The sequence below is a fragment of the Lentzea sp. NEAU-D7 genome (assembly GCF_026242055.1).
GTDB lineage: Bacteria > Actinomycetota > Actinomycetes > Mycobacteriales > Pseudonocardiaceae > Lentzea.
Map to the genome: position 1 here is coordinate 54391 of NZ_JAPJDL010000023.1, position 22190 is coordinate 76580.

A 22190-nucleotide genomic window follows, 5' to 3' on the forward strand; every position below is an offset into this window, starting at 1 on the left:
GGGGCAACAATGGATGAGAACGCCAAGCTGCGCGACTACCTGACCCGGGTCACCGGTGAGCTGCAGCGCACCCGCAACCGCCTGGCCGAGGTCGAGGACCGGGAAGCCGAGCCGATCGCCGTCGTGGGCATGGGCTGCCGCTTCCCCGGCGGCGTGCGCACACCCGAGCAGTTCTGGGACCTGCTGGTCACCGGCCGGCACGGCATCACCGAGTTCCCGGACAACCGGGGCTGGGACGTCGAGGGCCTGTTCGACCCCGACCCCGACCACCTGGGCACGAGCTACGTGCGGCTCGGCGGCTTCGTGCACGACGCCGACGAGTTCGACCCGGAGTTCTTCGGCGTCTCGCCGCGCGAAGCGGTGTCGATGGACCCGCAGCAGCGCCTGCTGCTGGAGACCTCGTGGGAGGCGCTGGAGCGGGCGGGCATCGACCCGACCTCGCTCAAGGGCAGCCGCTCCGCGGTGTTCATGGGCACGAACGGCCAGGACTACGCACGCGACCTGCCCCGTGGCGTCGAAGGCGTCGAGGGCTACCTGGGCACCGGCACCGCGGGCAGCGTCCTGTCCGGCCGCATCTCCTACGTGCTGGGCCTGGAAGGCCCGTCCGTCACCGTCGACACGGCGTGCTCGGCGTCGCTGGTGACCCTGCACCTCGCGGTCCGCTCGCTGCGCGCGGGCGAGTCCGACCTGGCGCTGTCCGGCGGCGCCACGGTGATGTCGGACCCCGGCGCCTTCGTCGAGTTCTCCCGCCAGCGAGGCCTGTCCCGCGACGGCCTGGTCAAGGCGTTCGCCGCGGCCTCCGACGGCACCGGGTGGGGCGAGGGCGCGGGTGTGGTCGTGCTCGAGAGGCTGTCCGACGCCCAGCGCAACGGCCACCAGGTCCTCGCCGTCATCCGCGGCACGGCGGTCAACTCCGACGGCGCGTCCAACGGCCTCACCGCGCCCAACGGCCCGTCGCAGCAGCGCGTCATCCGCGCCGCGCTCACCGACGCCCAGCTGTCCGCGAAGGACGTCGACGCCATCGAGGCGCACGGCACCGGCACCACCCTCGGCGACCCCATCGAGGTGCAGGCGCTGCAGGCCGTCTACGGCCGCGGCCGCGAACCCGGCCGTCCGCTGCACCTCGGCTCGGTCAAGTCGAACATCGGTCACACGCAGGCCGCCGCCGGCGTCGCGAGCGTGATCAAGATGGTCCTGGCGCTGCGCAACGGCGTGCTGCCCGCGAGCCTGCACATCGACGCCCCCACCCCGCAGGTCGACTGGTCGTCCGGCGCGATCTCGCTGCTCACCGAGAACCGCACCTGGCCGGCCGACCGCGTCCGCCGCGCGGGTGTGTCGTCGTTCGGCATCAGCGGCACCAACGCCCACGTCCTCCTGGAGCAGGCACCGGAGCCGGCGGAGCTGCCCGAGCGCGGGCCCGCGCCCGCGCTGATCCCCTGGGTGCTGTCCGGCAGGACCGACGCCGCTCTGCGGGCGCAGGCGCAGGCGCTGCTGTCGGTTGACGAAAACCCGGCCGACATCGGCTACTCGCTGGCCGCGACGCGGGCGACCGCCCAGCGCCGCGCGGTCGTCACCGGCACCGACCTCGACTCGCTGCGCGCGGGTCTGCGCGCCGTCGCCGAGGGTGCCGGCGCGCCCGGCGTCACCACCGGCGAGGCCGTGGGCGGCCAGCTCGCCGTCATGTTCACGGGTCAGGGCTCCCAGCGGCTCGGCATGGGTCGTGAGCTGTACGCGGCGTTCCCCGTTTTCGCTGAGGCCTACGACGAGATCGCGGCGTTGCTGCCGGGCATCCGGGAGATCGACGACGCCGAGGTGCTGAACCAGACGGGCAACGCGCAGCCGGCGTTGTTCGCACTCGAAGTCGCGCTGTACCGGCTGGTCGAGTCGTGGGGTGTGCGACCGGACTTCCTGATCGGCCACTCCGTCGGTGAGCTGGCCGCGGCGCACGTCGCCGGCGTCTGGTCGCTGGAGGACGCGGCGACGCTGGTGCGGGCGCGCGGCAGGCTCATGCAGGCGCTGCCCACCGGCGGCGCCATGGCCGCGATCCAGGCCGACGAGGAGGAGGTCAGGGCCGCGCTGCGCGACGGTGTCGACATCGCCGCGATCAACGGCCCCGAGGCGGTCGTGATCTCGGGGGACGCCGAGGCCGTCGCCGCGATGACCGCGGGGTTCGCCGCCTCCGGCCGCAAGACCAAGGCGCTCGCGGTCTCGCACGCGTTCCACTCCTCGCTGATGGACGGCATGCTCGAGGAGTTCGCCGAGGTCGCGCGCGGCGTGACCTACCAGACCCCGAAGATCGCCCTCGTCTCCAACGTGACCGGCGAGCTCGCCCGCACCGAGGACATCTGCGACCCCGGCTACTGGGTCCGGCACGTCCGCGAGGCCGTCCGGTTCGCCGACGGCGTCAGGACCCTGGCGGCGGCCGGTGTCACGCGGTACCTGGAGCTGGGCCCGGACGGCGTGCTCTCCGCCGCCGGGCAGGACTGCGCGGAGGGCAAGTTCGTCCCCGCGCTGCGCCGGGACCGCGACGAGGTCGCGACCATCCTGTCCGGACTCGCCGCGCTGCACGTCCACGGCGGCCGGGTCGACTGGGCCGCGTACTTCTCCGGTGCCCGCGTGGTCGATCTGCCCACCTACCCGTTCCAGCGGGACCGCTACTGGCTGCCCGTCACCACGCACGCGGGTGACGCCTCCGGGCTCGGCCTCAGCTCGCTGGACCACCCGCTGCTCGGTGCCGCCGTCTCGGTCGCCGACGCCGGCGGGTTCCTGTTCACCGGCATCCTGTCCACCCGGACCCACCCGTGGCTCGCCGACCACGTCGTCATGGGAGCGGTCGTCGTGCCCGGCACGGCGCTGGTCGAACTCGCCGTGCGCGCGGCCGACGAGACCGGGCTCACCGGCATCGAGGAGCTCACCCTCCAGGCCCCGCTGGTGCTGCCCGAGAACGCGGGCGTGCACGTCCAGCTGTGGGTCGGCGCGCCGGACGAGGCGGGCCGACGTCCGCTGACCCTGCACTCGCGCCCCAGCGGCGCCGCGGTCGACGGCGCGTGGACGCTGCACGCCTCCGGTTCGCTGACGACGGCGAGCCAGGGCACGTCCTGGGACCTCGCCGAGTGGCCGCCGCCCGGTGCGGAGGCCGTCGGCCTGGACGGCCACTACCAGGAGCTCGCCGCACTGGGACTGGACTACGGCGAGACGTTCCAGGGCCTGCGCGCGGTGTGGAGGCGCGGCGAGGACACGTTCGCCGAGGTCGCGCTGCCCGACCGGGCGCGGGACCAGGCGGGCCGGTTCGGCCTGCACCCGGCGCTGCTCGACGCCGCCCTGCACGCCCTGGCCGCCGACGAGGGCGGCCAGGCCCGGCTGCCGTTCGCCTGGTCGGACGTCACCCTGCACGCCTCCGGCGCCGCCGACCTGAGGGTGCGGCTGTCGCCGGCGGGCACCGACGCGGTCACCCTGAGGGTCGCCGACGGCGAGGGCACGCCGATCGCCACGGTCGGCTCGCTGGCCGTGCGGCCGGTCTCGGCCGAGCAGATCCGCACGTCCGCCGACCAGAACGGGCTCTACGAGCTCGCCTGGAACCCGGTCACCTCCGCGGTCACCGACGCGCCCGGCTGGGTGCGGTGGAACGAGCTGGGCGAGGAAGTCCCCCCGGTCGTCGTGTACCGCGCCCAGGGCGAGGACGTGCACGCCACGGTCACCGCCGCGCTCGGCGTGCTCCAGGCGTGGCTGGCCGAGGAGCGGTTCGAGACCGCGAAACTCCTCGTCCAGACCGTCGGCGCCGTCTCGGCCGCGGCGGACGACCCTGCCGTCGACCCGGCCGTGGCCGCGGTCTGGGGCCTGGTGCGCTCCGCGCAGTCCGAGCACCCCGACCGCTTCGCGCTGGTGGACACCGCCGAGATCACCGACGCCGTCGTCGCGTGCGACGAGCCGCAACTGGCCGTGCGCGACGGCGAGCTCCTGGTGCCGCGTCTCGTCGCCACGGAGACCACCGGCCGCCTGGTCCCGCCCGCGGGCGGCTGGCGGCTGGGCATGTCCGGCAAGGGCACCGTCGACCACCTGGTGCTGGAGCCGGTGGCGGCGCAGCCGCTCGCACCGACCGAGGTCCGCGTCGCCGTGCGCGCGGCGGGCCTGAACTTCCGGGACGTGCTGAACGTCCTGGGCATGTACCGCGGCGAGGCCGGCCTGCTCGTCAGCGAGTTCGCCGGCGTCGTGACCGAGGTCGGCGCCTCCGTCACCGACCTGGCACCGGGCGACGAGGTGATGGGCCTGGTCGCCGGTGGTGGCGGCCCCGAGGCGGTGGTCGAGCGTCAGATGATCACCCGCAAGCCCGCGGCGTGGACGTACGAGCAGGCCGCGACCGTGCCGCTGGTGTTCCTCACCGCCTACTACGCGCTGGTCGACCTCGGCGAGCTGAAAGCGGGGGAGTCGATCCTGATCCACTCCGCCGCCGGTGGTGTGGGCATGGCCGCGACCCAGCTGGCGAACCACCTGGGTGCCGTGGTCTACGGCACGGCCAGCGAGAGCAAGCAGCACGTGCTGCGGGAGGCGGGCATCGCCGACGAGCACATCGCCTCGTCCCGCACGCTCGACTTCGAGCAGCGGTTCGGCCAGGTCGACGTCGTGCTCAACGCGCTGGCGGGCGACTTCGTGGACGCGTCGCTGCGGACGATGGCGCCGGGCGGCCGCTTCCTGGAGATGGGCAAGGCCGACGTCCGTGACGTGGCCACCCTGGACCAGGACGTGCGCTACCAGGCGTTCGACCTGAGCGAGGCCGGGCCCGAGCGCACCGCGCAGATGTGGACCGCCCTGGTCGAGCTGTTCGACCAGGGGGTGCTCGAACCCCTGCCGGTGAAGGTGTGGGACGTGCGCCAGGCCAAGGCCGCGTTCCGCTTCCTGAGCCAGGCCAAGCACATCGGCAAGGTCGCGCTGTCGATGCCGCGCGCCGCCGAGCCGAGTGGGACGGTGCTGGTGACCGGTGGCACCGGCGGCTTGGGCGCCGTGGTGGCCAGGCACCTGGTCACCGATCACGGCGTCCGCAGGCTCCTGCTCACCAGCCGCCGCGGGCTCGACGCCCCCGGAGCGGCGGCACTGGTCGAGGAGATCACCGCGCTGGGCGCCGAGGTATCGGCCGTCGCCTGCGACGTGGCGGACCGCGACGCGCTCGCCGCACTGCTCGACGGCGTCGACCTGACCGGCGTGGTGCACGCGGCGGGCGTGCTCGACGACGGCACGATCGACTCGCTGACCCCGCGGCGGGTGGCGGGCGTGCTGGGGCCGAAGGCCGACGCCGCCCGGTACCTGCACGAACTGACCGCGCACCACGACCTGGCCCTGTTCGTCACCTTCTCCTCGGCCGCCGGCGTGCTCGGCGCGCCGGGCCAGGGCAGCTACGCCGCCGCGAACGCCTACCTCGACGCGCTCGCCGAGCACCGGCGGGCCCTCGGCCTGCCCGGCCAGTCGATGGCGTGGGGTCTGTGGGCGGTCGGCATGGGGGAGACCCTCGGCGACGCCGACCTCGCCCGGCTGCGCAACGGCGGTACGCCCGCGCTCACCGTGCCGGAAGGGCTGGCGCTGTTCGACGCCGCGCTCGCGGCCGCCGCCCCCGTCGCCGTCCCGATCAAGCTGGACCTGCCCGCGCTCCGCGCTTCCTCGCGGGGCACCTCACTGCCCGCCGTGCTCGGCGGTCTCGTGCGCACGCCGGCCAGGCGCGTCGCGCAGTCCGGTGCCGGGCGGGGCTCCTCGCTCGCGCGCCGGCTCGCCTCGCTCACCGAGGCCGAGCAGGACCACGAACTGCTGGACCTGGTCCGCACCGAGGTCGGGCTGGTGCTCGGCCACGTGACCCCGGGCGGCATCGAGCCCGGCCGCGGGTTCCTGGACCTGGGCTTCGACTCCCTGACCGCCGTCGAGCTGCGCAACCGCCTGAGCTCGGCGACCGGCCTGCGGCTGCCGTCGACGGTGACGTTCGACCACCCGACCCCCGTCGCGCTGGCGGGTTTCCTGCGCGCCGAGCTGCTGGGCGAGCTGGGGGTGGCGGGCACGCCCCGGGTGCGGGCGCAGGTCGCGGCCTCCGACGACCCCATCGCGATCGTCGCCATGAGCTGCCGCTTCCCCGGCGGGGTGCGTTCGCCGGAGGACCTCTGGTCGCTGGTGGCCGAGGGCCGCGAGGGGATTACCCCCTTCCCGGACGACCGCGGGTGGGACCTGGCGGCGCTGTTCGACACCACGCCGGGCAAGCAGGGCGTCTCGAACACGCGGGTCGGCGGCTTCCTGGACGACGCCGGCGACTTCGACCCGGAGTTCTTCCGGATCTCGCCGCGCGAGGCGCTGGCGATGGACCCGCAGCAGCGGGTGCTGCTGGAGGTCTCCTGGGAGGCGTTCGAACGCGCCGGGCTCAAGCCGGCGGACCTGCGCGGCAGCGCGACCGGTGTGTTCGCCGGTGCGATCTACCACGACTACGCCTCGCAGCTGAAGACGATTCCCGACGACGTCGAGGGGTTCCTCGGCACCGGGACCTCCGGCTCGATGATGTCCGGACGCATCGCCTACACCTTCGGTTTCGAGGGTCCGGCCGTGTCCGTCGACACCGCCTGCTCGTCGTCCCTGGTGGCGTTGCACATGGCGGCCCACTCGCTGCGGTCGGGTGAGTGCGAGCTGGCTCTCGCCGGTGGTGTGACCGTGATGTCGACTCCCGGCCCGTTCATCGACTTCAGCAAGCAGCAGGCCATGGCGCTCGACGGCCGCTGCAAGGCCTTCGCCGACGGCGCCGACGGCGTCAGCTGGGGCGAGGGCGTCGGCATGGTGCTGCTGGAGCGGTTGTCCGACGCGCGCCGCAACGGTCACCCGGTGCTGGCCCTGCTCAAGGGTTCCGCCGTGAACCAGGACGGCGCGTCCAGTGGTCTGACCGCGCCGAACGGACCGTCGCAGCAGCGGGTGATCCGGCAGGCGCTGGCCAATGCCGGTCTGTCCACTTCGGACGTCCACGCGGTCGAGGCGCACGGCACCGGCACCCGGCTCGGCGACCCGATCGAGGCGCAGGCACTGCTCGCGACCTACGGCCAGGACCGGCAGGAGCCGTTGTGGCTGGGGTCGGTGAAGTCGAACATCGGCCACACGCAGGCGGCGGCGGGCATCGCCGGTGTCATCAAGATGGTGGAGGCGATGAACCGGGGCGTGCTGCCCCGCACCCTCCACATCGACTCCCCGTCCGGTCAGGTCGACTGGGACCGCGGCGCGATCCGGCTGCTCACCGAGCAGGTCGACTGGCCGGAGACCGGCGGGCCGCGCCGGGCGAGCGTGTCGTCGTTCGGCTTCAGCGGGACCAACGCGCACGTCGTGCTCGAGCACGTCCCCGCGTCCGCCGCCGAGGAGGCGGAGGCGAACCCGCCCGCGGTCGTGCCGCTGGTGCTGTCCGCCCGCTCCGAGGAAGCCCTGCGGGAGCAGGCGGGCCGGCTCGCCGCCGCCACGGATGCGCAGTCACTGCTGGACGTCGGCTACTCGCTGGTCACGACCCGCCAGTCCCACGAACGGCGTGCCGTCGTGGTCGGCGCCGACGACGAGGGCGTGCTCGCCGCGCTGTCGGCGTTCGCCGCCACCGGCCAGGCGGCCGGCGTGGTCACCGGCCTGGCCGCTCCCGGCAGGTTCGCGTTCCTGTTCACCGGCCAGGGTTCCCAGCGGCTGGGCATGGGTACCGGGCTGTACGAGGCGTTCCCCGTCTTCGCCGAGGCCTACGACGAGGTCTGCGAGTACCTGCCCGGTATCAGGGACATCGCCGACGCGGACGTGCTCGGCCAGACCGCCAACGCCCAGCCCGCGATCTTCGCGCTGGAGGTGGCGCTGTTCCGCCTGGTCCGGTCCTGGGGTGTGACGCCCGACTTCCTCGCCGGTCACTCGATCGGCGAGATCGCGGCGGCGCACGTCGCCGGGGTGATGTCGTTGCAGGACGCGGCGAAGCTGGTGTCCGCGCGAGGCCGTCTGATGCAGGCGTTGCCCGAAGGCGGCGCGATGGTCGCGGTCCAGGCGACCGAGGACGAGATCGCGGAACACCTGTCGCCGGAGATCTCGCTGGCGGCGGTGAACGGCCCGAGCTCCGTGGTGCTGTCGGGCGTGGCGTCGTCGGTTCTCGAGGTCGCCGAGAAGTTCCAGGAGCTCGGCCGCCGCACCAAGCGGCTGGCCGTCTCGCACGCGTTCCACTCGGTGCTGATGGAGCCGATGCTGGACGAGTTCCGCGCGGTGGCGGAGTCGATCGAGTACGGCGAACCGGTGGTTCCGATGGTGTCCACCGTGACGGGTGCCCTGGTCGGCCCCGGTGTGGTGACGTCACCGGAGTACTGGGTCGAGCACGTGCGCAAGCCGGTGCGGTTCGCCGACGGCCTGACGACGCTGGCCGGCCTGGACGTGACCCGGTTCCTGGAGATCGGTCCCGATGCCGCCCTGTCCGGGCTCGGGCAGGACTCGGTCGAGGCGGTGTTCGTCCCGTCCCTGCGCAAGGACCGCGATGAGGCGACCTCGCTGGTGACCGCGCTGGGCACGTTGTACTGCCACGGCGTCGAGGTCGGCTGGCAGGAGTTCTTCGCCGGCAGCGGCGCGGCGGTCGTCGGCCTGCCGACCTATCCCTTCCGGCAGCAGCGGTTCTGGCTGCACTCCACGCCCGCGGCGGGCGACGCCCCGAGCCTGGGTCTCGGCGCGCTCGACCACCCGCTGCTCGGCGCCACCGTCACGCTCCCGGACGGCGGGGGACTCGTGCTGACGGGCCGGCTCTCGCTGGACGCACAGCCGTGGCTCGCCGGGCACCGGGTGATGGGCGCGGTCCTGCTGCCCGGCACCGCGTTCGCCGAACTGGCCGTCCAGGCGGGCGACGAGGTCGGCTGCGACACGGTCGAAGAGCTCGTCCTCCAGGCACCGCTGGTGCTCGGCGGCACCGCCCTGCAGCTGCGACTGTCCATTTCGGACTCCGAGGCGGACGGCCGCCGGTCCATGACCGTCCACTCGCGCCCCGAGGGCGCCGACGCCGACGACGAATGGACGTTGCACGCCATCGGAACGCTTGCCCGCGACGGCGGCGAATCCGGAGCACCGGAGACCGTGTGGCCGCCGGAGAACGCCGCGCCGGTCGACCTAGACGGCTTCTACCCGGCCCTCACCGAGGCCGGACTGGACTACGGCGGGGTGTTCCGCGGCCTGCGTGCCGCGTGGCGCCGGGGCGAGGAGACGTTCGCCGAGGTTGAGCTGCCCGCGGACACCGACGTCAGCCGGTTCGGTCTGCACCCGGCCCTGCTGGACGCCGCGCTGCACGCCGTCGGGCTCTCCGGCGGCCAGGCGCGGCTGCCGTTCTCGCTGGCCGGCCTGACGCTGCACGCCGCCGGCGCGACCGCGCTGCGCGTCCGGCTCGCTCCGGCGGGATCCGGCGCGCTGTCGCTGCGGGTGGCCGACGTCACCGGCGCTCCCGTGCTCTCGGTCTCCCGGCTCGTGCTGAGGGAGATCAGCGAGGAGCAGCTGCGTCCGGTCGGCTCCGCGGAGCGCGACGCCCTGTTCACCGTGGACTGGGTGCCGGTCACGCCCGGCACCCAGGCGAACGTCCTGCCACTCGGCCAAGAGGCCGCCGCGGACGCGTTCGTCCACATCGTTCCCGAGGGTGCGGCCGACGTGCTGACCGTCGAGGTCCTGGAGCTGCTGCAGTCGTGGCTGGCCGAGGGCCGCGAGGCCAAGCTGGTCGTGCGCACGACCCCCGGTGTTCCCGCGCACGCCGCGGTGAGCGGGCTCGTGCGCAGCGCCCAGGCCGAGCACCCCGACCGGTTCGTGCTGGTGCACGGCGACGGTGACGTCGCCGCGGCGGTCGGCACGGGTGAACCGGAGGTCCTGCTCGCCGGCGGCGAGCTCAAGGCCCCCAGGCTGGTCCGCGCCAAGGCGACCGGCCGCGACGACTGGTCGCTCGACGGGACGGTCCTGGTCACCGGTGGCACCGGCGGCCTGGGGGCGCTGGTCGCCCGCCGCCTCGTCGAGAACCACGGCGTCCGGCACCTGCTGCTCGTCAGCCGTTCCGGTGGCGACAGCCCCGGCGCACCCGCTCTGGTGCAGGAGCTGACCGAGCTCGGTGCGGAGGTGACCGTCGCCGCGTGCGACGTCGCCGACCGCGACCAACTGGAGACGGCGCTCGCGCTCGTTCCCGCCGACCAGCCGCTGCGCGGTGTCGTGCACGCGGCCGGTGTGCTCGACGACGGCGTGCTCGACGCGATGACCCGTGAGCGCGTCGAAGCTGTGCTGCGTCCGAAGGCCGACGCCGCCTGGCACCTGCACGAACTGACCACCGGCCTCGACCTGTTCGTCACGTTCTCCTCGATCGCGGGCACGCTCGGCGCGCCGGGCCAGGCCAACTACGCCGCGGCGAACGGCTTCCTCGACGGGCTGGCCGCCCACCGCCGTGCGCTCGGACTGCCGGCGACGTCGATCGCCTACGGCCTGTGGGACGAGGGCATGGGCCACGGCCAGGCCGCCGGCCCCGCCGGTTTCGCGGCGCTGCCGGCCGAGGACGGCCTCGCGCTGTTCGACCTGCTCGCGCTGGGCGACGACGCGAACCCGGTCGCGATGCGGCTCGACGTCGCCGCGGTCAGGGACGCCGCCAAGGCCACCGGCGTGGTCCCGCACGTGCTGCGGAGCCTCGTCAAGGTGCGCCCGCGCCGCACCGCGCGCACGGAGGAAGGTGCCGGGCTGCGCCAGCGGCTGGCCGCGCTTCCCCCGGCCGAGCGGCTGCGGCAGCTGCTCGAGCTGATCCGCACCGAGGTCGCGCTCGTGCTGGGCCACACCACGCCGGACGCGGTCGAGACCGACCGCGCGTTCGGCGACCTGGGCTTCGACTCGCTCACCGCGGTCGAGCTCCGCAACCGCCTCGACGCGGCCACGGGTCTGAGGCTGCCCGCGACGCTGATCTTCGACTACCCGACGCCCCTGGCACTGGCCGAGTTCGTCCAGGCCGAGTTCGTCGACGAGCTGGCCGACCCGGCCACGCCGGCGTTCGCTCCCGTGGCACTCGGCGACGACCCGATCGCCATCGTGGGCATGGCCTGCCGCTACCCCGGTGGCGTCGGGTCGCCGGAGGACCTGTGGGACCTCGTCACCCACGGCCGCGACGGCGTCACCCGCTTCCCCGAGGACCGCGGGTGGGACGTCGACGGCATCTACCACCCCGACCCCGACGCGCAGGGCAAGACCTACACGCGCGAGGGCGGGTTCCTGCACGACGCCGGCGACTTCGACCCGGAGTTCTTCGGCATCTCGCCGCGCGAGGCGCTCGCGATGGACCCGCAGCAGCGGTTGCTGCTGGAGGTCTCGTGGGAGGCGCTGGAGCACGCACGGGTGGATCCGACCGGTCTCAAGGGCTCGCAGACCGGCGTGTTCGCCGGGTTGATGTACCACGACTACGGCGCTCGCCTCGGCGTGCTGCCCGACGGTGTCGAGGGCTTCATCGGCACGGGCACGTCCGGCAGCGTGCTGTCCGGGCGCGTGGCCTACACCCTGGGCCTGGAGGGCCCCGCCGTCACGGTCGACACGGCGTGCTCGTCGTCGCTGGTCGCCATGCACTGGGCGATGCAGGCGCTGCGCACCGGTGAGTGCTCGATGGCGCTGGCGGGCGGTGTCACCGTCATGGCCACGCCGGACACCTTCATCGGCTTCTCCCGTCAGCGCGGCCTCGCCGCCGACGGCCGGTGCAAGTCCTTCTCGGCCGGCGCCGACGGCACCGGCTGGTCCGAAGGCGTCGGTGTGCTGGTGCTGGAGCGGTTGTCCGACGCCCAGCGCAACGGTCACCGCGTCCTGGCCGTGGTCCGGGGTTCGGCGGTGAACCAGGACGGTGCGTCGAACGGCCTGACCGCGCCGAACGGCCCGTCGCAGCAACGGGTGATCCGCCAGGCACTGGCGAGCGCGGGCATCGCCTCGTCCACAGTGGACGTCGTCGAGGCGCACGGCACCGGTACCCCGCTGGGCGACCCGATCGAGGCCCAGGCGCTGCTCGCCACCTACGGCCAAGAACGCGACGAGGAGCCGCTCTACCTAGGCTCGATCAAGTCGAACATCGGCCACACCCAGGCCTCGGCCGGTGTCGCCGGTGTCATCAAGATGGTCCAGGCGCTGCGGCACGGCGTGCTGCCGGCGACGCTGCACCTGGACGAGCCGACGCCGCACGTGGACTGGGCGTCCGGCGACGTCAGCCTGCTCACCGAGCAGCGCGCCTGGCCCGAGGTGGACCGGCCGCGCCGTGCCGCCGTGTCGTCCTTCGGCATCAGCGGCACCAACGCGCACGTGATCCTGGAACAGGCTCCGGACGTGTCCGTGCCGCCGCGCGAGGACGCGGAACTTCCCGCCGTGCCCTGGGTGCTCTCCGGGCGCAGCGAGGAGGCGCTGCGCGAGCAGGCCGTCCGGCTGCTGGGGGTCGACGGTCAGCACGCCGACCTCGGCCTCTCGCTGGCCACCACGCGCACCTCGCACGACCACCGCGCCGTCGTGGTCGGCTCGACCGCGCAGGAGCTGCGTGCCGGTCTGACGGCGCTGTCGGCCGGGGAGACCGCGGCGTCGGTCACGACCGGCAGGGTCCTCTCCGGACGGACGGCGGTGCTGTTCACCGGCCAGGGCTCGCAGAGGCTGGGCATGGGCTCCGGGCTCTACGAGGCGTTCCCCGTCTTCGCCGAGGCCTACGACGAGGTCTGCGAGTACCTGCCGGGTGTCCGGGAGATCACCGACGCGGACGTGCTGGCCGAGACCGGCAACGCCCAGCCCGCGATCTTCGCGCTGGAGGTCGCGCTGTTCCGCCTGGTCCGGTCGTGGGGTGTCATCCCGGACTTCCTGGCCGGTCACTCGATCGGCGAGATCGCGGCGGCGCACGTCGCCGGGGTCCTGTCACTGGAGGACGCGGCGAAGCTGGTGTCCGCGCGGGGCCGCCTGATGCAGGCGTTGCCGAGCGGCGGAGCGATGGTCGCCGTCCAGGCGACCGAGGACGAGGTCCGGGAACACCTGTCGCCCAAGGTCTCCCTGGCGGCGGTGAACGGCCCGAACGCCGTGGTGCTCTCCGGTTCGGCGTCGCAGACCCTCAAGGTCGCCAAGAAGTTCGAGAAGCTCGGCCGCCGCACCAAGCGGCTGCCGGTCTCGCACGCGTTCCACTCGGTGCTGATGGAGCCGATGCTGGACGAGTTCCGCGCGGTGGCGGAGTCGCTGACCTACGCGGCGCCGTCGATCCCGGTCGTCTCCACGGTCACCGGGCAGCTCGTCACCGACCGGCTGACCGACCCGGACCACTGGGTCGAGCACGTCCGGGCGACCGTCCGCTTCGCCGACGCCCTGTCCTGCCTCCACGACAAGGGCGTCACGCGGTTCCTCGAAGTCGGTCCGGACGGCGTGCTGTCGGCGATGGGCGCTGACGGCTCCGACGGCCTCTTCACCTCGTTCCTGCGCAAGGACCGCGACGAGGTCACGTCCGCGTTGACCGGGCTGGCCGCCGCCTACACCAGGGGTGAGCAGGTCGACTGGTCCGCGGTGTTCGCGGGCAGCGGCGCGCGGGTCGTGGACCTCCCGACCTCGGCGTTCCAGCACCAGCGGTTCTGGCTCGCCTCCTCCGGCGGGGGCGCGGACGTCTCCGCCGTCGGTCTCGTGCCCACCGAGCACCCGCTGCTCGGTGCGGCCGTGCCCTTCGCCGACGGTGACGGCTGGGTCCTCACGGGCCGGCTGTCCCTGGCCACGCACCCGTGGCTCGCGGACCACGCCGCGCTGGGCGCCGTGCTCATGCCGGGAACCGGGCTCCTGGAACTGGTCGTGCGCGCCGGTGACGAAGCCGGCTGCGGCACGGTCGAGGAGCTGACGGTCCAGGCGCCGCTGCTGTTGCCGGCGTCCGGATCGCTCGACGTCCAGGTGCTCGTCGGCGCTGCCGACAGCGCAGGCCGACGACCGGTGTCGGTGCACTCCCGCAGTGCACACGGGTCGTGGACCGAGCACGCGGCGGGCACGTTGTCGCCCGTCACGTCCGCCCCGGCGTTCGACCTGGCGGCCTGGCCGCCCGCAGGCGAGGCAGTGGAGCTCGACGGGTTCTACGAGGACCTCGCGTCCGCCGGACTGGTCTACGGACCTGTGTTCCAGGGCCTGGAGGCCGCCTGGCGCGCCGGCGACGACGTCTGGGCCGAGGTCGCGCTGCCCGAGGCGGAGCACGACCAGGCCGGCAGGTTCGGCCTGCACCCCGCGCTGCTCGACGCGTCGTTGCACACGATCGGGCTCATGGCGGGGGAGGAGACCCGCCTGCCGTTCTCGTTCGGCTCGGTGACCCTGCACGCGACCGGCGCGACCACGCTGCGCGTCCGGGTCACCTCGACCGGCACCGACAAGGTCTCGGTCCTCGTCGCCGACAGCACCGGTGCTCCCGTCGCGACGATCGGCTCACTGGTCGTCCGCGCGGCGTCCGCCGAGCAGCTGCGCACGACCGACGAGCCGCTGTACGAGCTGTCCTGGGTTCCCGTGCCCGCACAGGGGGCGCCGGTCGAGCACCTGCCGCTGCAGGAGGCCGGCCAGGACGTTCCCGCGGCGCTGGTCCTGGACGTCGCCGCGGGCGACCCGCGGGACGTCCTGCACAGCACCCTGGCGGCGATCCAGGGCTTCCTCGCCGAGGAGCGGTTCGCCGACGCGCGGCTGGTCGTCGTGACCGACGAGTCGCTGTCCGGTGCGGCCGTGCGCGGCCTCGTCCGCAGCGCGGAGTCGGAGAACCCCGGCCGGTTCGTCCTCGTCCAGGGTGACGACGTGACCACGGCGCTCGCCACGGGTGAGCCCCAGGTCCGCGTCCACGACGGCGAGGCGCTGGCGCCCCGGCTCGTCCGGGCGAGCACCGCCGACCCGGCGGTGTGGGGCGAGGGCACCGTCCTCGTCACCGGTGGCACGGGTGGGATCGGCGCCGCGGTGGCCCGGCACCTCTCGCGGGTGCACGGCGTCACGAAGCTGGTCCTGACCAGCCGCCGCGGCCTGGAGGCACCCGGCGCGGCCGAGTTGGCCGCCGAGCTGGGCGCCAGGGTCGAGGCCTGCGACGTCGCGGACACCGACGCCCTGGCCGCGTTGCTGGACTCGATCCCCGACCTGACCGGAATAGTGCACGCCGCCGGTGTGCTCGACGACGGCGTGGTCACGGCACTGACGCCCGAGCGGGTCGACACCGTGCTGCGCCCGAAGGCCGAAGCGGCCGTGGCGCTGCACGAGCTGACCCGCGACCGGCCGCTGAGCCAGTTCGTCCTGCTGTCCTCGGTCTCCGGCATCCTCGGTGGCCCCGGCCAGGCGAACTACGCCGCGGCGAACGCGCTCCTCGACGCCCTGGCCGAGCAGCGGGTCGCCGAGGGGCTGCCCGCCCGGTCCCTGGCCTACGGCCTGTGGGCGGACGGCATGGGCGGCGGGTCCGACGCGGACCGGCTGAGCCGTGACGGCTTCGGCGCACTGTCCGAAGAGGAGGGTCTGGCGCTCTTCGACGCCGCGCTCGCCGCGCGGACGGCGGTGCCGGTGCCGGTGAAGCTGGACCTCGCCACGTTGCAGGCCCACGCCCGCACCTCGCCGATCCCGGCCGTGCTGCGCGGCCTGGTCCGGGTGCCGCGCCTGCGCAGCGCCGTGAACGCCCAGGCGGTGTCGGCACTGCTGGCCACCCTGTCCAGGCTCTCCGACGCCGACCAGCGGACGCACGTGACGGACCTGGTCCGGGCGCGCGTCGCCGAGGTGCTGGGCCACAGCGGAACGGCCGCGGTGGAGGTGGGCCGCGCGTTCACCGAGCTGGGCTTCGACTCCCTCACGGCGGTCGAGCTGCGCAACCGGCTCGGCGAGGCCACCGGCCTGCGGCTGCCGGCGACGCTGATCTTCGACTACCCGACGCCCCTGGCGCTGGCCGAGTACGTCCGCACCGAGCTCCTCGGCGCGACGGCCACCGCGGTGGTCCCGGCGGCGCGCTCCGGCGCGTCCGACGAGCCCGTCGCGATCATCGCGATGAGCTGCCGCTACCCCGGTGGCGTCCGCTCGCCGGAGGACCTCTGGAGGCTGGTCGCGGAGGGCACCGACGCGATCACGCCGTTCCCGGCCGACCGCGGCTGGGACCTCGAGGACCTGTACGACCCGGACCCCGACCGCACCGGGAAGAGCTACACCCGCGAGGGCGGGTTCCTGCTCGACGCGGCGGACTTCGACGCGGAGTTCTTCGGCATCTCGCCCCGCGAGGCGATGACCGTCGACCCGCAGCAGCGCCTGCTGCTGGAGACCGCCCAGGAGGCCTTCGAGCGCGCCGGGATCGACCCGGCGGCGCTCAAGGGCAGCCCCACCGGTGTGTTCGCCGGCGTGATGTACAACGACTACGCCTCCCGCCTGACGAGCACTCCCGACGGGTTCGAGGGCCTGCTTGGCACCGGCAGCGCGAACAGCGTCCTGTCCGGCCGGGTCTCCTACACCTTCGGGCTGGAGGGTCCCGCGGTGTCGGTGGACACCGCGTGCTCGTCGTCGCTGGTCGCGCTGCACCTCGCGGCGCAGGCGCTGCGGTCGGGTGACTGCGACCTGGCGCTGGCGGGCGGCGCGACGGTGATGGCCACGCCGAACCCGTTCATCGAGTTCTCCCGGCAGCGCGGCCTGGCCGCCGACGGCCGGTGCAAGCCGTTCGCCGCGGCGGCGGACGGCACCGGCTGGTCGGAGGGCGCCGGGTTCCTGCTCCTGGAGCGGTTGTCCGACGCCCAGCGCAACGGTCACCGCGTCCTGGCCGTGGTCCGGGGTTCGGCGGTGAACCAGGACGGTGCGTCGAACGGCCTGACCGCGCCGAACGGACCGTCCCAGGTGAGGGTGATCCGCCAGGCACTCGCGTCCGCCGGGCTGTCCACTGTGGACGTCGACGCGCTCGAGGCGCACGGCACCGGCACCGCGCTGGGCGACCCGATCGAGGCGCAGGCGGTGCTGGCCACCTACGGTCAGGACCGGGACGTGCCGCTGGTGCTCGGCTCGGTCAAGTCGAACATCGGCCACACCCAGGCGGCGGCCGGTGTCGCCGGCATCATCAAGATGGTCGAGGCCATGCGGCACGGGATCATCCCGGCGAGCCTGCACATCGACTCGCCGTCCCCGCACGTGGACTGGACCGAGGGCGCGGTCGAGCTGGCGACCGAGGCCCGGCCGTGGGCGCGGCACGACCGCCCCCGCCGTGCGGCCGTGTCGGCGTTCGGCATCAGCGGCACCAACGCGCACGTCATCCTCGAACAGGGACCGGACATGCCGGTGGCGCCGCGCGAGGTCAAGCCGCCGGTGCTGCTCCCGTACGTCCTTTCCGGACGGACGGAGAACGCCCTGCGGGCGCAGGCGGAGCGCCTGCTCAACGCCGAGCTCGCGGAACCGGTGGACGTCGCGTACTCCTTGGTCACCACTCGCACCGTGCACGAACGGCGTGCCGTCGTGACGGGTGGCCCCGCCGACCTGCGCGCCGGGCTCGCCGCCCTGGCGGACGGGCAGCCCGCGGCGAACGTGACGGCCGACCGCGCCCTGAGCGGAAAGCTCGCCGTCCTGTTCACGGGGCAGGGTTCCCAGCGGCTGGGGATGGGTCGTGAGCTGTACGCGGCCTTCCCTGTTTTCGCTGAGGCCTATGACGAGATCTTGGCCCTGTTGCCCGGTATCCGGGAGATCGACGACGCCGAGGTCCTGAACCAGACGGGCAACGCGCAGCCGGCTTTGTTCGCGCTGGAAGTCGCGTTGTACCGGCTGGTCGAGTCGTGGGGTGTGCAACCGGACTTCCTGGCCGGTCACTCCATCGGCGAGCTGAGCGCGGCGCACGTTGCCGGCGTGTTGTCCTTGCAGGACGCGGCGAAGCTGGTCGAAGCGCGCGGACGGCTGATGCAGGCGTTGCCCGCGGGTGGCGCGATGGTGGCCGTCGAGGCCACCGAGGACGAGGTGCGCGAGCACCTCACGGCCGAGGTCGGCCTGGCCGCCGTCAACGGTCCGTCCGCCGTCGTGCTGTCCGGTGTGGAGGGTCCGACTCTGGCCGTGGCCGAAGAGTTCCGGGCCCGCGGCCGCCGGACGAAGCGGCTTCAGGTCTCGCACGCCTTCCACTCGGTGCTGATGGACCCGATGCTCGCCGCCTTCGAGGAGGTCGCGCGCTCACTGGACTACCGCGAGCCCGCGATCCCGGTCGTGTCGAACGTGACCGGCCGGCCGGCGAGTGAGCTGACCGACCCGCTGTACTGGGTGCGGCACGTGCGCGACACCGTGCGCTTCGCCGACGGCGTCCGCGAGCTGGAAGCCGCCGGCGTCACCAGGTTCGTCGAGCTGGGTCCGGACGGCGTGCTGTCCGCGATGGGCCACGACTGCGCGAGCGACGCGGCGGTGTTCGTCCCGTTGCTGCGCAAGGACCGCGGTGAGCGGCAGTCCGCGGAAGCCGCCTTCGGCCGGTTGGTGGCGGCGGGCGTGACCGTGGACTGGGAGGCGTTCTTCGCCGGCACCGGTGCCCGGCGCACCGAGCTTCCGACCTACGCCTTCCAGCGCGAGCGCTACTGGCTGGAGAGCGGTCCGGTGAGCGGCGACGCCGCCGGGCTCGGACTGACGACGACCGAGCACCCGTTGCTCGGCGCGACCGTGACGACGGCGGACGGGGACGGGCTGATCTGCTTCGGCAGGCTCTCCCGCACCGCCCAGCCGTGGCTCGCGGACCACACCGTGCTCGGTGCGGTCCTGGTCCCCGGCGCGGCGCTGATCGAGATGGCCGTCCGGGCGGGCGACGAGCTCGGCTGCCCGAGGGTGGCCGAGCTGACCCTGGCGGCGCCGATGGTGCTGCCCGACCAGGGCGGGCTGGCCGTCCAGGTCGTCGTCGGCGCCGCGGCCGAGGACGGCGGGCGCGAGGTCGCGGTGTACTCGAGGCGGGCGGACGCCTCCGTCGAGGAACCGTGGACGCAGCACGCGGCGGGTGTGCTCACGCCGGACGAGAGCCGTCCCCCGGCCGCGGTCGCCTGGCCGCCCGCGGACGCGGAAGTCCTCGAGGTCGAAGGCCTCTACGCCGACCTCGAGGCCACAGGCCTGAGCTACGGCCCGGTCTTCCAGGGCCTCACCTCCGCCTGGCTGCGGGACGCGGAGATCTTCGCCGAAGTCGTGCTGCCGGACGTGGCGCACGGTGACGTGCCGCGCTTCGGCATCCACCCGGCGTTGCTCGACGCGGCCCTGCACCCCATCGGGCTGCTCGGCTTCGACGGAGAGGCGACCGCGCGTCTGCCGTTCCTGTGGCGCGACGTCTCGTTGCACGCCACGAACGCGACGGCGGTGCGCGTGACGGTCACGCCCACCGGCCCCGACTCGGTCCGGCTGGAACTCACCGACACCGCGGGCGCACCAGTGCTCACCGTCGGATCCCTGCTGCTGCGCGAAGTCTCGAAGGAGCAGCTGAGCGCACAACCGTCCACTTCGGACTGGCTGTTCCGGGCGGAGTGGATCCCGGTCGCGGGTGGCGGTGCTCCGGTCGCGTGGGCCTACCACGACGAGGCCGGGCAGACCACGGCACCGGTGACGGTGCTCAGGGTGCACCCGTCCGCGGAAGCGGTTCCGCGCGCCGTGCACGACGTGCTGGCGAGCACGCTCGCCACCGTCCAGGCGTGGCTGGCGGACGAGCGCGACCCGGACGGCAAGCTCGTCGTGCTCACCCACCACGCGGTGCGGGTGCGCGGGTGCGACGAGGTCAGCCCGGTCACGGCCTCGGTCTGGGGTCTCATCCGCAGTGCCCAGGCGGAGAACCCCGGCCGGTTGGTGCTGCTGGACGCCTCCGAGCAGGACGTGGAACTGGCGCTCGCGCACCTCGGTGAGGAAACGCAGCTGGCGGTGCGCGACGGTGTCGTGCACGCCTGCCGCCTGGTCCGTGCGAGCAGCGCTCCGGAACTGGTCCCGCCGCCGGGTGAACGCGTCTGGCGGCTGGGCGCCCCGAGCGGGGAGGACCTGGACCAGTTCGCGTTCGAGCCCTTCCCGGAAGCCGCCGCACCGCTGGCGGCACGGGAGATCCGGATCGGCGTCCGTGCCGCGGGTGCCAGCTCCGGCGACGCCGGGATGGTCGGTCTCGAAGCCGCGGGCATCGTCGTGGAGGTGGGGGAGGAGGTCACGGACCTCCGCGTCGGCGACGCGGTGATGGGCTTGGTGCACAACGGTTTCGGTCCGGTCGTCCGCACCGATCGCGCGCTCGTCACCAAGGTTCCCCACTGGTGGACGTTCGAACAGGCGGCCTCCGTGCCGCGGGCGTTCCTGACCGCCTGGTACGCGCTGAACGACCTGGCCGGTCTGTCCGCGGGGGAGGCGGTGCTGGTCCACGGCGCGGCCGGCGACGTCGGCATGGCCGCTGTCCAGATCGCCCGCCACCTCGGTGCGGAGGTCTACGGCACGGCCGGTGAGGGCCAATGGGACGTCCTGCGCACGGCGGGCCTGCCAGACAGCCGCATCGCCTCCTCGGACTTCGAGGAGCGATTCCTGGCCTCCAGCAACGGCCGCGGCGTCGACGTCGTCCTCAACGCGCTTCCCGGCGAGTCCACCGACGCGTCGGCCCGGCTGTTGCCGCGCGGTGGGCGATGGGTGGAAATGGTCAACGCCGATCTTCGCCCGACGAGCGATTTCGCAGGGCAGTATCCAGATGTGACTCACCGGGCGTGCCGCGTGACCGACGCGGACGCCGAACGGATCGCGGCGATGTGGGAGGAGCTGATCACGATGTTCGAGTCGGGTGTGCTCAACCCGTTGCCGATCCGGTCCTGGGACGTCCGCGAGGCTCCCGAGGCGGCCCGTTTCCTCGGCCACGCCGAGCACACCGGCAAGGTCGTGCTGACCGTGCCGCGGGTGCTCGACGCGAGCGGAACGGTTCTCGTCACCGGCGGTACCGGTGGCCTCGGCGCGGTTCTGGCCCGGCACCTGGTCACCGAGTTCGGCGTGCGGGACCTCGTTCTCGTGGGCCGGCGCGGCGTGGACGCGCCGGGCGCGGCGGAACTGGCCCGCGAACTGACCGGGCTGGGCGCCGAGGTCCGCGTCGCCGCGTGCGACGTGGCGAACCGGTCCGAACTGGAACACCTGCTGGACAGCATCCCGGTGCTGACCGGTGTGGTCCACGCGGCCGGCGTGCTCGACGACGGCCTGTTCACCTCGATGACGCCGGACCGGCTGGAGAAGGTCCTGCGCCCCAAGGTGGACGCGGCCTGGAACCTGCACGAGCTGACCCGCGGGCGAGACCTGACGATGTTCGTCCTCTTCTCCTCGGCCGCGGGCGTGCTGGGCACGCCGGGCCAGGCGAACTACGCCGCGGCGAACACCTTCCTCGACGCGCTCGCCGAACACCGGCGCTCACTGGGCCTGCCCGCCTCGTCCCTGGCCTACGGCCTCTGGGCCGACGGCATGGGTGCGGCCACGGACGCCGGCCGGATGGCACGGGAGGGTTTCGGTGCGCTCACCGCGACCGAGGGCTTGGCGCTGTTCGACCTGGCCACGTCCATGGTGGCGCCGGCGACGGTGCCGATGAAGCTCGACGTGGCGAGGCTCAGGGCACTCGCCGAGACGGCCTCGGTTCCGCCGCTGCTGCGGGCACTGGTGCCGCCGCAGCGCGCCCGCCGGTCGGCCTCGGCCGACTCGGCCGGACAGGCGGACGAGCTGAAGCGGCGTCTGGCCGGGCTGTCCCAGGCCGATGCCCGGCAGGCGTTGCTGGCGGTGGTCCGCCGCCAGGCGGCGGCCGTCCTCGGTCACGCGGGGCCGGACACGATCGAGCCCGACCGGGCGTTCACCGACCTGGGCTTCGACTCGCTGACCGCGGTCGAGCTGCGCAACCAGCTCGGCGAGGCCACCGGCCTGCGCCTGCCGGCGACGCTGATCTTCGACTACCCGACTCCGGACGCCATGTCGGAGTTCCTCCAGGCCGAAGTGGTCCCCGCTGCCGCCACCGGAATATCCGGTGTGGACAGTGAGATCACCCACCTGGAGGCGGCGCTGTCGGCGCTCGACCCGGCGGACACCGACGGGGCCCGGGTGGAGACGAGGCTGCGCCAGCTGGTCGCGCTGTGGCGGGACAAGACCCGTGCGGGCACGGACGACCGGGCGGACATCGAGGCGGCCACCTTGGACGACATGTTCTCCCTGCTCGACAACGAACTCTGACCCATTTCGACCTTTCCGTTCGTGGCGGTGCCCGCACAGGGCACCGTCACAAGGAGGAAGCG

At 73.7% G+C, this 22190-nt stretch carries 1 protein-coding gene; it reads left to right on the plus strand.

Going from position 1 to position 22190, the window contains the following annotated elements; translation table 11 throughout:
• Positions 1 to 9 precede the first annotated feature (9 nt).
• On the plus strand, positions 10 to 22128 hold the full coding sequence (locus tag ORI60_RS35505) for a type I polyketide synthase (RefSeq protein WP_266042385.1): 22119 nt from the start codon (positions 10 to 12) through the stop codon (positions 22126 to 22128).
• Positions 22129 to 22190 lie beyond the last annotated feature (62 nt).